Here is a 14,205-nt window from a genome sequence, read left to right as displayed (position 1 = left end):
GTAAAACCGCCGCCTGAACATCCAAATTTTTAAGGACGCAATCGCGTCCTTTTTCAAACACAGACTTATATCAAGCTTTAGGTAGAGTTACGCCCGTCTGCCCCATATATTTACCGGCACGATCCTTATAAGAAGTAGCGCACTCTTCATCACTTTCAAAAAACAATACCTGTGCCACCCCTTCATTAGCATAAATCTTTGCCGGTAATGGCGTGGTATTGGAAAATTCCAGAGTTACATAGCCTTCCCATTCAGGTTCAAATGGCGTGACATTAACGATAATACCGCAACGTGCATAAGTGGATTTACCCAGACAAACAGTCAGAACATTGCGCGGGATACGGAAATATTCCACAGTACGTGCCAAAGCAAACGAGTTAGGCGGAATGATGCAAAAGTCGTCTTCAACAGTTACAAAATTACGCGTATCAAAATTTTTCGGGTCTACAATAGTACTGTTGATATTAGTAAAAATCTTGAATTCGCGTGCACAGCGAATATCGTAACCATAGCTGGAAGTACCATAGGAAATGATTTTTTCACCATTTAACTGCTTAATCTGATTAGGTTCAAACGGTTCAATCATGCCGTGCTCTTCACTCATACGGCGTATCCATTTGTCTGACTTAATACTCATGACAGTATCCTTAATAAATTTAGCGCATTATACCGAAGCCAATGCCATAGTTGCAGGCAAATTGCGACTATTTACGCCGTTTTAAGCCATTATTCCGGTAACCAGCCACCCAAATGATGCACCAGCTCAGCAAGCAAATCGCCTAAGGCTTCTGCCATCAGTATTTGTGATGCAAAGGTTATACTTTGCATATCGTCTCCCTGCCCTGCAGCTTCCTCCTGAATCACATCCAGAAACTGAATACGTTTAAGAGTAAAATCCTGCGTCAGCACAAAACGTACTCTGTCCTGCCAGCATAACCCCAGTTGAGTAACAACCTTACCATTTTTGACCAGATTAACCACTTCCTCTGCGGTTAAATCCTGATGGCTGATACGAACTACTGGCGCAGCATCACCCAGTCCTTTGAGTTCACAATCACAGTCCAGCTCAAAATGACCGGCTGCATCTCCTCTTAACAGCCATTCCGTCATCAGACTGCCAGGAGACTGCTGAGTGCGTGGCAGCTTCGCTTCCAGTCCGCCCAGTGCCTCACGTAATTTCGTAAGCAACATTTCAGCACGATTGGCATTGGCCTGATTAATCATCAATAAGCCGCGCTGAGTATCAATAATGGCTTCTGTTTTACCACTTTTAGTAAAAGCACGCGGTAACAAATCATCGGTGATGGTTTCTTTCAGCTCCATCTTCTCCTTACGCCCGACATTCCGCCCCTCAGCTTCACGAATCTCATTAATTTTTTCGTCAAGAATATCGCGCACAACGGCTGCCGGTAATACTTTTTCTTCTTTTTTGAGCGCAATGCGCCATGTATTCTGTGCCGGAAATACCATCTCAGGGCTAAACGATACAGGGCTGGCAAAACCAATACTGTCCCAATCCAATCCCATACACGGCTTAAACTGAGCTTCGGTCAGCTTATCAACTAAAGTTTCTAAATTCGGCAGATTGTCTTTATTGAGCGGATAAATACTTAATTGCTTAAACCACATGCGTAATTTCTTTCACAGCCAACTAGGAAATGAGTGATTATACGGCAGCCGGCACACAATATGGAAAACAATAAACCGGCTTTTAAACAGCTTTCTATTTAATTATTCATTCAGATTTATAATCAATAATCCTATCTGCAATACTTATATTGATAAATATAAATATTTAATATAAATCTCAATCAAAGAATTTATTTTGTCATAGATAATCAAAGATATGAATCAGTAATGAAAATAATCTTAGGTGTTTTCCAATACTGACTGAATTTACGTCATATAATAACCATATTCTGAACATTTTTTAAATTCACTGCTGATTATCAGCATTCATATATGCCGGCAAGATGCGAATAAATCCAGCTGAGTTTGGTATTCACTGGTTTTCACATCCATTAGTCCCAGTACTGAATGAAAAATATTATCATGTGAAAATTCTTGCTGATGCGCATGCCGGCGTAAGCAGTTCATATCCAGATTACTGATCTCGGCAAAATCATGGTTTGCCCAGAACAGCATAGGTACACGGGTTTGCTCTTCCGGTGCAATGGCATAGGGTGTTGCATGCAGATATATACCGTTTTCACCCAAAGATTCTCCATGATCAGAAAAATACCACATCGCACTGGCCAGACCGGATTCATTTTGTAATAACTTAATTATTTCTGCCAGTATATGGTCTGTATACAGCACCGTATTATCATATGTATTACGCAATTGCTCCCTTGTACATTGCTGAATCTGATTCGTATCACACGTCGGTGTAAAGCGCCGGAATGCCTCAGGATAACGCTGATAATAAGCGGGACCATGACTACCCATTGTATGTAATACCAGTACAGCATCATCAGGCATATTAGTAATCATATCGTGTAAATTAATTAACAGGCTTTCATCCAGACAACCATCACTATTACATTTCAAATTCGGAGCCCAGTCCCGCACATCCAGATGACGGATGCGGTCACATACACCTTTACACCCGCCATCATTATCACGCCAGCTTACCGCAACTCCTGAACGTTGCAAAACATCCAGCAGCCCTTCCTGATGTTTTGCCAGATTAGCCTGATAATGCTGGCGTGGCATATTCGAGAAAAGACAGGGTAAAGACACAGCCGTTGCTGTACCACACGAACTAACCTGAGGGAAATTGACAACCTGATTACCCATAGCAGCAAGCTCTGGCGTAGTCTGACGCGGATAACCATTCAATCCCCAATTCTGAGCGCGCGTGGTTTCACCCATCACCAGTATCAATAACCGCTTATTCCCATGACGCTGATGACTGGCATCCAGTCCTATGCGTTGCAAAGGCTGATGAGCATCATATGTGTTATAAGCTGTTTTTGCTGCTGCTCCGACAAAATTTGTGGGCACTATTAAATGATTCACAGTTTTATTATTTCGGAAAAAAGAAATATAACTGCCATACGCAAGCAGAATAACTGTAAAAACCGTAATCAAAGAAGCAATTATGACAACAATTCGTTTGCCGAATTCACGATACCATGGTTTTGTATAGTGAATATTAACACCCCAGCAATACCACTGCGCCGGCAATAAGCCGGTAATGCCCAGCCACATCCAGAATTGAGGCGTCAGCCAGGCACCGGCTTCACCTATATTAGTTTGCATAATGTTTTGCAGCATATTGGCATCAAAATAAATATGCTGCATCATCACTGCATAGCTTACAGCTGAACCCAGCAACAGAAGCAATGGCACCATCAACCGATGTAAATATGGCCAGAATAACAACTGCATACAAAAATTCATTGCTGCCAGCATCAGAACAGGCACGGTAAACCAGAAAATAACATTATTTTTCAGGGTTACATGCTGAAACAGATAGCTCCAGAAACCTACATTAAATATCAATAAGACATAAATACTGAGCAATAATATGGCCCGATTGCTGCTTAATACCCATTTCGACTGCATCATCAGCCCCTGTTAACTAAACAGCGGCAAGTGTAAAAAAACAGCCTTAAGTGAAGCTTAAGGTAAACCATGCCAATAAGAGGCGTCATTGTGGTACGGTAATTAATATGTCTGCAAAGTACTAATTTGTACTTATCAGGAGCCCGAAATGAGCCAGTCATGGCATGACGAACAACATTTTTCTAATCGTAACAATTGGTTACGCGCAAGCGTTCTTGGCGCTAACGATGGACTGATTTCCACTGCCAGCCTGCTAATGGGGCTGGCAGCAGCGGATCCGGATCAGCATACCTTGCTTATATCCGGTATTGCAGCACTTGTTTCAGGTGCTGCCTCTATGGCTGCGGGAGAATATGTTTCCGTTTCCAGCCAGCGCGATACAGAAGCAGCTGATTTACGCAAAGAACTGGACTCACTTATCCGATATCCGGAAATAGAACTGGAAGAGCTGGCTAATATTTATCGTCAGCGTGGTTTAAACAAAACACTTGCACAACAGGTTGCCGAAGCTCTAACCAAACATAATGCCCTTGAAGCCCACGCCCGTGAAGAAATCGGTATCACCGAAGTCAGTAAAGCCAATCCGCTTCAGGCAGCTTTGGCTTCCGCACTGTCTTTTGCTTGCGGTGCTTTGTTACCAGTATTACTATCTCTGTTAAGCTCTACCGTATGGCTGATGAGCATACTGTCTGTTACCACCATAGCCGGTCTTGGTATTCTGGGCTGCATATCAGCACATCTGGGCGGAGCTCCCAAACGTCCGGCTGTAATCCGAATCGTCATATTAGGTGCACTTGCACTGGCCTTTACCAGCATGATAGGTCGGATTATTGGTATCACTATATGAAAAAATATGCGTATACTGATTCTTGAAGATGACAGAGACATTGCTGACGGCCTTACTGCCGGTCTGAGCCAGCAAGGTATGGCTTGCGATATTTTTGCATCCGGCCGCCTTGGAGAACAGGCATTAAGTGTAGCGCCATACGATGCTGTAATACTTGATTTAAGTCTGGCGGAAAGAGATGGTATGGACGTTTTAAGCCATTGGCGCAGCAAGAATCTCAGCACACCGGTTTTGATTCTCACCGCCCGCGATGCCCTGCCCGACAGACTTGCTGGTCTGAATGCCGGTGCTGATGATTATTTATGTAAACCTTTTGCGCTTGATGAAGTGATTGCACGTTTGCATGCGCTTATTCGTCGCAGTCAGGGCATCAGTCAGACCGAAATTAACTTCGGGCAGCTGAGTCTGAAACTTAACTCCTGTCATGCCTGCCTGTATGGCAAACCACTTAATCTTACCCAGCGTGAATGGCTGTTATTACAGCTACTCGTCACTCATCCGCAACATGTTTTCAGCCGTGCTCAAATCGAAGATAAACTGTATAGCTGGGAACAGGAAGTCGAGAGCAATGCCATAGAAGTACACGTGCATCATTTACGTAAAAAAATCAGTACAACCATTATTCGTACCCGGCGCGGACTTGGCTATCAGCTCGGAGAGGCACCTTGAAGCCAACCACTGCTATTAGTCGGCGCTTAATTATCTATCTTGGTATCACCCTGCCACTTCTGTGGATTCTGACAGCCATCATTAGCGCAGTGGCGGTAATGCATGAAATCAATGAAGCCGGTGATACACAGATGAGTCAGCTGGCACAGCGATTATTACATACACCGATCAACCTCAATTCCAGCCAATATCCCGCTTTACCATCTATTCCAAAACCACAGCGCGGACTTATTGATGCCAAAGAATCCGGATACGCCATCTGGTATAAAGGTAAACTGATTAATGCCGATGAAACAGGCCAGTCTATTCCCTATCAACCAAATTATCAGGGATTTATCAATCAGGGATACTGGTGGCAAAGCCATGCATGGCGTATTTTTTATCTGAACAGTCCTCAGCAGCAACTCAAAGTAGCCGTATCATTCAGTATGCACGAACGTTTGCAAACTGTATTGCGTGCAGTATGGTCACAACTGGCAGTATCTATACTTGCTCTGCCGCTTTTACTATGGCTGATTGCATGGAGTGTACGCCGTGGTACACAGCCACTTCAGACACTGGCACAAACTCTGTACCATAGAGAACCGCACAGTATTACACCTCTTTCTAATATTGCACCTACCGAAATTCTGCCTATTATCAATGCATTGAATGATTTATTTCAGCGTATAGAACAATCTCGCGCACGTGAACTGCGCTTCACAGCAGATGCAGCACATGAACTGCGCAGCCCGTTAGCCGCACTTAAAGTACAAACAGAAGTACTGGCACTTACCAGCCTGAACGATGCTCAGCAACAGCGTGTACGCAACATTGAACACAGCATCGACCGCACTAGCCGCTTAGTCGATCAGCTTCTTACTCTTTCCCGTCTTGATCCACTTACCGAGTTACCCCATACCGAAGCAGTTAACTGGACAGATATTACCAATGACGCTATAGAGAGTGTCAGCTTGCTGGCACGTGAACGCCAGTGTCGTATCCTACGGCAATTTAATACTGATGAGGCGGCAGTATTACCTATTTGCGGTGACTATACCCTGCTGACTATTCTTATCCGTAATCTGCTTGATAATGCCATTCGCTATAGTCCTGAACACAGTATTATTAATTTAACCCTAAACACAAACTCTATCAGCATTACTAATTCCTGTAATGATATTGCCTCGGAAAACCTGAAACGTCTGCGTGAACGCTTTTTCCGGCCGGCAGGGCAAGAAAGCAGTGGCAGTGGCTTGGGGCTGTCCATTGTTGATGGTATTGCCCAGCTGCACTGGCTGCAAATGGAATTAGATATAGTAAAGATTAGAAAGTATAAAAATGAAACTATTAATTTCCAGGTTAAACTGCAACAAAAAACATCATAATACAATAATAATAATATTAACTAAGGATTTGTTTGTAAGATGGTGGGGCTTTTAGCTAATGTTTGCACTATTCTCTCAGCAACAGACTTGTTAATCGGCGCCCAAAATTTATATAAACGAACCAAATCTTATGTTAGGCGATTTTATTCACTCGACCAAAGAAAATATAGGCAATAACAGCAATAACACCAAATACAAGAGATACAAAAAACATTACATGGTAAGCATTGTTTACTGAAATTAATTGAGCTTGCGTCAGGTAGATAAGTATTCCTGATAATACTCCCCCAAATGCGCCGCCAATCTGCTGTACAACACGCGTGACAGCACTCGTGTCCTTAATTTGATTTTTATCACAAAACTCGAATGGAGAAGAGAGAACAGCAATCGTGGCGATGCCTAATCCGGAGCCTCGTACCGTAAAACCGATGATTTCAGAGGCGTTTCCACCAACTTGAATTATTAATATACTGATTGCTGATATTATTAATCCTACACCAATAATTAGAAATGAATTTATCTCACTTAGAGATTTATAAATAAATTTTCTAGCCAACCAGGCACCTACACCTTGCAGGGCAAGCAGCATACCAATATATGTAATAGATATATTATCCTTTATTGCTTGTATTAAAGGAAAAAAAATCATAAAACCAAAAAAGATAAGCGACGTCAGAAACCCCATCATTATTGACATTGAGTATTTAGGGCTATTAAATGCACTTAAATCGATCAGTTTACTGTCTGACTTGTTATTAGTAATAAGCGAAACCATCATCAAACCAATACCGAAAACCAGCATAATAATATTAGAAATATCAAAAAAATGCCCAGATGCGATATTTTTAATAGAGATAAAAAATAGAATTAAAGAAATTAAAAATGTCAAAAATACATAAATATTCATATTGTATTTAGACGTTTTATTAGCAGGTATTGTCGTCCTGCCAAAGAAAAAAGCCACAAGTACTAAAGGTATATTGATAAAAAAAGCTATTCTCCAATTTAACTGTTCTGATATGATTGCTCCAAAAGCTGGTCCTAATGCAGGGGCAAAGACTGACGGAATAGCAATCAATGCCATAACCGGCTTTAGTCTTTCCTTACCAAAATAAGTCGCTATTGTGGATTGAGTAATTGGAATTAATATTCCTGCACCAAAACCTTGTAGACATCTAAACAGAATCAAAGACACCAGATTATATGAAAATCCAACCAATATAGAACCTACAAGAAAAACAAAAATTGAGCATATCCATGCTTTCTTGAGTCCAAAATTTTCATGTATATAAGGAGATAGTAATATACCCGCAGCACAAGCCAGCATATATACAGTAACAGCCCATTGTATATAAGCATAAGAGACATTAATGTCATTCGAAATTGAGGATAAAATAACATTAACAACGCTGCTATCCAGTAATGGCAATATACTAGATAGCGTCATAGCAAACACTAACTTTCTTTCTTCGGCTGCCAGCTCAACTGATTGTGCCATGTCAAACTCTCTCTAGAGATTAATAAATTTGAAAATACCCAATAAATTTGTATAAAAAACTATTATTTTGCTCATCTACAACTTATCTATTTATTGCTAACTTGTTATCTTCAATACAATTATTAGGACTTCAGGATAGCCAGTAGAATAGAGTTTTACTAACCAATTTAAGCCACAAAATATCCCATCGGGGCCATATAAATGAATACTCCACTCATTTCTCCACAGATCGCTTCTTCTGATAGCGAACCGATGATCATATCGACAGTCAGCCACTCTTCACAAAGAGTGACACAACGTCATGGTCATTCGAGAGGACAATTACTCGGCACATTACAGGGTTTAATTTCAATTGAAGCAGAAAATTGTCAATGGGTAGTGCCCGCAACTCATGGTGTCTGGATACCTCCGAATGTACAGCATAGTCTTCTTGGATCACATGGACCATTCGAAGGATGGAGCATCTATATACAAAAAAAAGCATGTACTAAACTACCTGTCAAACCATGCGTTTTAGAATTATCTGACTTACTGCGTGAAGCAATTACACGAACCATGTCATGGCATAATTCAGAACTGGAACCGGAACAGAAGCGATTAATTGCCGTAATCCTTGACGAGATTAGAACAATGCCTCAAGTTGAGCTAGCACTTCCAATGCCAAAAGATATGCGTCTGTTAAAAATCGCTTTAGCTTTGTGTGATAATCCTGGTGATGATAGAAAACTTAACGACTGGGGCATTTGGGCTGGCATTTCCCGACGTTCATTAACACGTCGGTTTACAAATGAAACTGGGTTTAACTTCACAGAATGGCGTCAGAAACTGCGCATGTTAAAAGCGTTAGAATTGCTTGCTGCCGGAAAACCTGTCACAGAAATATCTTTATATTTAGGTTATGACAATATTAGCGGGTTTATTTCTATTTTCCGACGAAATTTCGGGATCACACCGGGAAACTACCAAAAAGCCATGAGAAATCGTCTCTCATATCGAAACTGTACTCACACTACTATCTAAAATAATAATCATATTAATAAGTAAATTAACCAAATAAATCTCTACAGAAAAGTATATTCGCTTTTTACTTATTGCAATGCATAATTATCGTCACTCTTAAGCACAACAACTTCTCATTCGTAAATTTAAAGTATAAACTTGCTGGCACGTGAACGCCAATGTCGTATCCTGCGGCAATTTAATACTGATGCGGCGGCAGTATTACCTATTTACGGTGACCATACCCTGCTGACTATTCTTATCCGTAATCTGCCTGATAATGCCATTCGCTATAGTCCTGAACACAGTATTATTAATTTAACCCTAAACACAAACTCTATCAGCATAACTAATCCCTGTAATGATATTGCCTCAGAAAACCTGAAACGTCTGCGTGAACGCTTTTTCCGGCCGGCAGGGCAAGAAAGCAGTGGCAGTGGTTTGTGGCTGTTTATTGTTGATGGTACATAGATTATAATTATGCTTAAATGGTTTTAAACATAACAAAAGTATCAAGGTTAAATTTCAAACGACTATAAAATATAAGAAATTTATAATATGACCAATTATATAAATTTAATTTATGTAAAAATATTTAACAATTAAAATGAACGTGTAATTTGGACATGCGTGAAAACCTTATACATTGATCAACTATCGATACACAAAATATTTCTTAAAAAGAATATATTATTTATATTGATAATATAAAATATAATTTTTAAAATTACCAAAAGATATAAATGTACCTACTTTATTTAATATAATAAATTATTTATTGAACTCCAATATAATTGTTTATTTCAGAATTTTGATAAAAATAATTTGCAAGAATCTACTTTTAACTTTTTCATTTAGTAAATTGTAATATGAATATTATTCTTAATTTAGTCAAAATAGTAATATATTTACATATATAAGCTATTGAGATATTATACGTAATTTACAGAATATAATACAGCAATATTGTTGGTACATATACATGTTTAAGCGGATACTATCATTTAAAGTTATTAAATTATTGGGGATTACTCTTTATATTAAGACAATTAAATCAGCAGAGGAATATGGTTAAAAATTTCCCTTTTTAAAAATAATATATTTATTTTTGAATATAAATATTCACTCGAAAATATATCAAAAAATATTTGTATAAGTTTTGACTTAATATCAGCGAATGATGGTTGGGATAATATGTTACCTGCTAAATATACACTTTCAATTGGTATAATTACTTATAATAATCCTATTGAGGAAATTGAACGAAATCTGGAGGCAATTTATAGCCAGCAATATTCTCAAAATAAAATTCACATAATAATAAGAAATCAGGGAAATTACCACACTTTGGAAGAAATACTTCTTCTTATCCAACAAAAGCAGTGGACTAACATTGATGTTTATCATGGAGAAAATATAGGATTTGGTGCTGGCCATAATGATATTTTTTCAAGGGTATCTTCAGATTCTAAAGCTTATATTTGCTTGAATCCTGATGGATTTTTACATCCGGCAGCTTTGACTGAATTAGTTAACATAGCTGAATATAATAACTGGCATGGTATATTTGAAGCAATTCATGAACCAATAATGCATCCTAAAAGTTTTAATCATAATACAGGAGAAACAGATTGGTGCTCTGGTGCCTGTATGCTTATTCCAGTTGATATTTACCAAAAAATTAACGGTTTTGATAAAGATTTTTTTCTATACTGTGAAGATGTTGATTTTTCTTGGCGAGTTAAAGCAGCGGGATATAAATGCTTTACATGTACAAAAGCCTTATTTTTTCATTATGCTATGGATAGAAAAGATAGGGAATTAGAAATATGGAAATCTGCGACATTGATAGCACATAAATGGCGCTCAGTCAAATTTAAAAATTTCGCCTTAAATCAATGGAAAAAACGTTTAGATTTATCAGATATAGATTTAAATGAACAATTAATTAATGTTCAACAACACACTGTAGATGAAGTCATGAAAGCAAATCCGGATTTTAAAAACGGTTTAAACTTCTCTAAACCGATGTGGAGATAATAATGAAAAAAAACGATTTAATTTCAATTATTATACGTACTATGCCAGGACGAGAAAAATTCTTGGATAAATGCCTGTTTATTTTGTCAGGTCAGATACACAAAAATATTGAACCAATTATTGTAGTACAAAAATTACAAAATGATGATTCTTTAGAAAAAATTGAGTCTATAGTTTCTATATGGAAAAATTATTTTAAGTGTTTTAAACTACTTAGTCATACAGCTAATCATGATGCTCGCTCTCACAGCCTAAATTTAGGAATGCAAGCAGCTACAGGACGTTATTTAGCTTTCCTTGACGATGATGATAAAGTTTATCCTGATCATTATTCCAATATGATTGGCAAGTTGCAAACAAGTACTAATGCATGGGCCTACTCCGATATTATTTTGGCAACATATAATATAAACAATCAATTGATATCCAGATTAACGCCGTTTAAAAAAGATAGATATTCATTTATTACACATCTCCAAGGTAATTTTATTCCCATTCATAGCTTTGTCATAGATAGAAATAGAGCGCAAGATATAGGCTGGGTAGACGAATCCATGGATAAAAATGAAGATTATGAGTTTTTATTACGTCTTGCATATCACTATGAACCTCTTTATGTCGAAAAATATAGTGCTGAATATAGTGTACGTTCTGATGGAACCAATACTATAATAAGTACAGGTTCATCTGTGACAGAATTATATGAAAAAAAACAAAAGTGGAATGAAGCTGAATTAAAATTAAATCAAAAAAAGATTCAGAACTTTGGATGGTGGATAAAAGAAGTTGAGTCATTATCTTCACAACACCTACATTTAGGTGTACGAATTAATTATAAGGGTGCAAAGAATAATTTAAAAAATATATATAAATCAATTTCTTGGAAATCAATTAGAATTTTAAAAAAAATAAATTGGAAACTACGCGGACGTAAGAAAAAAAGGGATATTGTACCTAAAGATGATTTACAAGCAGTAGAAATATTACTCAAAATATACTCATCTAAAAGTTGGTTGATTATTTCCCCTTTATATGCAATTGAAAGCTATCTAAGAAAATTTTAAATAATATGGTATTTATTTGAATTTTTGAAAATTAATTAAATACGATGATTTATTTAAAGAAAAGTGTTTTAAAATTATTTAGGTTATAAAAGTTTAATTAATTATAATGGTGATAAAAAAGATTTGAATAAGATAATATAAAACCTCTATAGGAAACATATATTAAGTTATATTATCTATCTATTTTTATCACCACCAACTACTTTATTGCTTTGAAATGTCTAAATGATCAATAGTAGCTGATACTATAAAATAAGGCAAAAATAATCAAATAAGTAAAAATAATATTTATAAATAAAATTCATTCATTCATTATAATTTTAATATATCAAGCATTTTTTATGGTATCGCCATTTAATATCATATATTACTTTTCCAATATATAAAATAAAGAACAATAAACTGAACAACTAAAATTTTACTTATAGCTTCAGATGATAAATTTTATAAAAAATATAAATTATACTATAAAGGGCTATTAAAACTATTTATTTAAAATAATATATTTACCATTAATATGCTATAAACGTTTTCAATATTTTCTCAAATTGATTTGAGTATAGTATTTTTGTTAGTTGATTTATGCATATACAAATCAACTATCCCCAAGAAATAAAAAGTATTTTGAAATTAAATATATATTTCAACTATTAAGTAAAGTATATTAACCAGATAACATGCAATACAACACATACATTTTATTTAATTCAATAATATATAAGAATTAAGCTGCATCAGAACCGTCATTCTGATACAGCTTGCAGAGTTTAAATCTGTCAACTTTGTAGCCTGATTGGCCTAATCAGGCTACATTTGTACTTACCTTTTCAGATAAGGTTCATTTATTGTTCACGAATTACCCGGTAAGTTGGCTGATTTTCATCGATTTCGATTTTTTTCAGCTTGTCACAACTGGGTGTACCGGCGAAGTCTTTAAATGGCGACTCCTGCTCATTTTTACAATTTTGTTTTAGGCGAATTTTATCAAATTGTGAAGGTTTATATGCAAAAGCATTGCTAAATGAAAAAGATAACAGTAATGTTAAAAGAATACATGTTAAATCAGTTTTCATTTTATGAATTCCTTCTCAAAGAGAATAAAATTTAACCTATACAACTTTTATTTACTATTTAAATAGTCCCAAATATAAGACAAACTTTCTCTGACTTGAAAGTTATTAGTATCACTTCCTTGATAAATGGCACGATAATTACCATAATCAATTACTTTATTAACCATATTTCTGTTAATAAGTGCTTTACACCCATTAGCTGCAGTAACAGTAAAATAAACCATATTTTCACCTTTGTAAATAAATATATAATAATTGATATGTTGTTTAAACAACAAAAAATATTATATCATAAAATATTTATTTATACATAGATTTAACTAAATTTAACTATTTATCAATTTTTTATGAATATATCATTAATTGATTTTTATTTTTATAAAATTTATTCAAATAAATTTTATCATTTAATTTGTCTTTTTAAAAACAAAGCAAAGTAATATCGAAGTTGACAATATAATAATTCTGATAAAGAGATATTTCTTGTAATAATTAAAACTGTTAGAATTACTTTTCATACTTGTGAAAATGATATATGTTTATACAAATTGTAGTATCATATACACACTAACACATATTCATGCGCCTATCGTCTAGAGGCCGAGGACACTACCCTTTCACGGTAGCAACCGGGGTTCGAATCCCTGTAGGCGTGCCATTCGTTCTTACTATGAACCGCTTTTGCATTCATAATCCGTTTAGGTAAATAGTTTATAACTATTTCATCATCAAATACTTCAATACTCTCTATAAATGATTGTAATAAAATCCTTATTTTTCGTGCAATTTTTATATTTGTTATGATATCCCGCAGGGCTTTAACAGCTGAATCAATTTTAATACCAGATGGCTCCACAAAGACAGGCTCAGCAGATATTTTTTCTGTTCAATTAATAGCGCTCTTTCTGTTTCATCTTAATTTGATATTTTTTTCATAATTGAACTTACTTCATCTGAACCGTTCTCAATTGCATTTATTAACGTATCACGTTTACGCTTGACATCGTTCAGTTTATTTTAATGAATTCAATTTGTTCTTTTTATTAAGAATTTTTAAGCATAGATATTAGGCATTCTT

The 14,205-nt window shown here is 36.2% G+C and carries 13 protein-coding genes and 1 tRNA gene; 8 read left to right on the top strand and 6 right to left on the bottom strand.

From position 1 onward, the window contains the following. Positions 1-70: 70 nt before the first annotated feature. From dcd to GYX91_RS02700, 3 genes are all read right to left on the bottom strand, one after another. A complete protein-coding gene (gene dcd / locus GYX91_RS02710; RefSeq protein WP_025330196.1) occupies positions 71-637 on the bottom strand; it encodes a dCTP deaminase in 567 nt (188 codons plus the stop codon). An 89-nt stretch (positions 638-726) separates the two neighbouring features. Continuing rightward, complete coding sequence (locus GYX91_RS02705; RefSeq protein WP_025330195.1) at positions 727-1,629, bottom strand: recombination-associated protein RdgC; 903 nt, start codon at positions 1,627-1,629, stop codon at positions 727-729. 327 nt (positions 1,630-1,956) lie between these two features. Then, positions 1,957-3,573 (bottom strand): phosphoethanolamine transferase, encoded by a 1,617-nt coding sequence (locus GYX91_RS02700; RefSeq protein WP_174829891.1) that lies wholly within the window; start codon positions 3,571-3,573, stop codon positions 1,957-1,959. Between the two features lie 145 nt (positions 3,574-3,718). Here GYX91_RS02700 and GYX91_RS02695 point away from each other — a divergent pair, with 145 nt between their 5' ends. The 3 genes from GYX91_RS02695 to GYX91_RS02685 are packed head-to-tail and all read left to right on the top strand — an operon-like array spanning position 3,719 to position 6,453. Then, positions 3,719-4,417 (top strand): VIT family protein, encoded by a 699-nt coding sequence (locus GYX91_RS02695; protein WP_037475619.1) that lies wholly within the window; start codon positions 3,719-3,721, stop codon positions 4,415-4,417. A gap of 6 nt (positions 4,418-4,423) precedes the next feature. Next, positions 4,424-5,086, top strand: coding sequence for a response regulator (locus GYX91_RS02690; RefSeq protein WP_037475621.1), 663 nt, complete (start codon positions 4,424-4,426; stop codon positions 5,084-5,086). Beyond that, a complete protein-coding gene (locus tag GYX91_RS02685; RefSeq protein WP_037475623.1) occupies positions 5,083-6,453 on the top strand; it encodes a histidine kinase dimerization/phospho-acceptor domain-containing protein in 1,371 nt (456 codons plus the stop codon). The genes GYX91_RS02690 and GYX91_RS02685 overlap by 4 nt, the downstream gene beginning before the upstream one ends. A 133-nt stretch (positions 6,454-6,586) precedes the next feature. On the opposite strand, the gene GYX91_RS02680 is transcribed toward GYX91_RS02685, so the two are convergent. Continuing rightward, complete coding sequence (locus GYX91_RS02680; protein WP_174829890.1) at positions 6,587-7,951, bottom strand: MFS transporter; 1,365 nt, start codon at positions 7,949-7,951, stop codon at positions 6,587-6,589. Between the two features lie 201 nt (positions 7,952-8,152). On the opposite strand from GYX91_RS02680, the gene GYX91_RS02675 reads away from it, so the two are divergent. From GYX91_RS02675 to GYX91_RS02660, 4 genes are all read left to right on the top strand, one after another. Next, positions 8,153-8,971, top strand: a complete 819-nt coding sequence (locus GYX91_RS02675) for a helix-turn-helix domain-containing protein (protein WP_174829889.1) — start codon at positions 8,153-8,155, stop codon at positions 8,969-8,971. A 138-nt stretch (positions 8,972-9,109) separates the two neighbouring features. After that, entirely contained in the window at positions 9,110-9,421 is a 312-nt protein-coding gene (locus tag GYX91_RS02670; RefSeq protein WP_174829888.1) for an ATP-binding protein, read from the top strand. A 723-nt stretch (positions 9,422-10,144) separates the two neighbouring features. Then, positions 10,145-10,990: a glycosyltransferase family 2 protein gene (locus GYX91_RS02665; protein WP_174829887.1), complete on the top strand. Its 846-nt coding sequence runs from the start codon at positions 10,145-10,147 to the stop codon at positions 10,988-10,990. Positions 10,991-10,992: 2 nt separating this feature from the next. Then, entirely contained in the window at positions 10,993-12,054 is a 1,062-nt protein-coding gene (locus tag GYX91_RS02660) for a glycosyltransferase family 2 protein (protein ID WP_174829886.1), read from the top strand. Positions 12,055-12,896: 842 nt separating this feature from the next. Here GYX91_RS02660 and GYX91_RS02655 read toward each other — a convergent pair. Both GYX91_RS02655 and GYX91_RS02650 read right to left on the bottom strand, forming a co-directional pair. Further along, on the bottom strand, positions 12,897-13,127 hold the full coding sequence (locus GYX91_RS02655; protein WP_025330182.1) for a hypothetical protein: 231 nt from the start codon (positions 13,125-13,127) through the stop codon (positions 12,897-12,899). A 47-nt stretch (positions 13,128-13,174) separates the two neighbouring features. Then, positions 13,175-13,351: a hypothetical protein gene (locus tag GYX91_RS02650; RefSeq protein WP_172338467.1), complete on the bottom strand. Its 177-nt coding sequence runs from the start codon at positions 13,349-13,351 to the stop codon at positions 13,175-13,177. A gap of 358 nt (positions 13,352-13,709) precedes the next feature. On the opposite strand from GYX91_RS02650, the gene GYX91_RS02645 reads away from it, so the two are divergent. Further along, positions 13,710-13,785, top strand: a tRNA-Glu gene (locus GYX91_RS02645). Positions 13,786-14,205: the final 420 nt, after the last annotated feature.

This window comes from Snodgrassella sp. ESL0304, from assembly GCF_013344995.1.
Taxonomy (GTDB): Bacteria; Pseudomonadota; Gammaproteobacteria; order Burkholderiales; family Neisseriaceae; genus Snodgrassella; species Snodgrassella alvi.
This window is presented reverse-complemented; position numbering and strand designations above follow the sequence as displayed.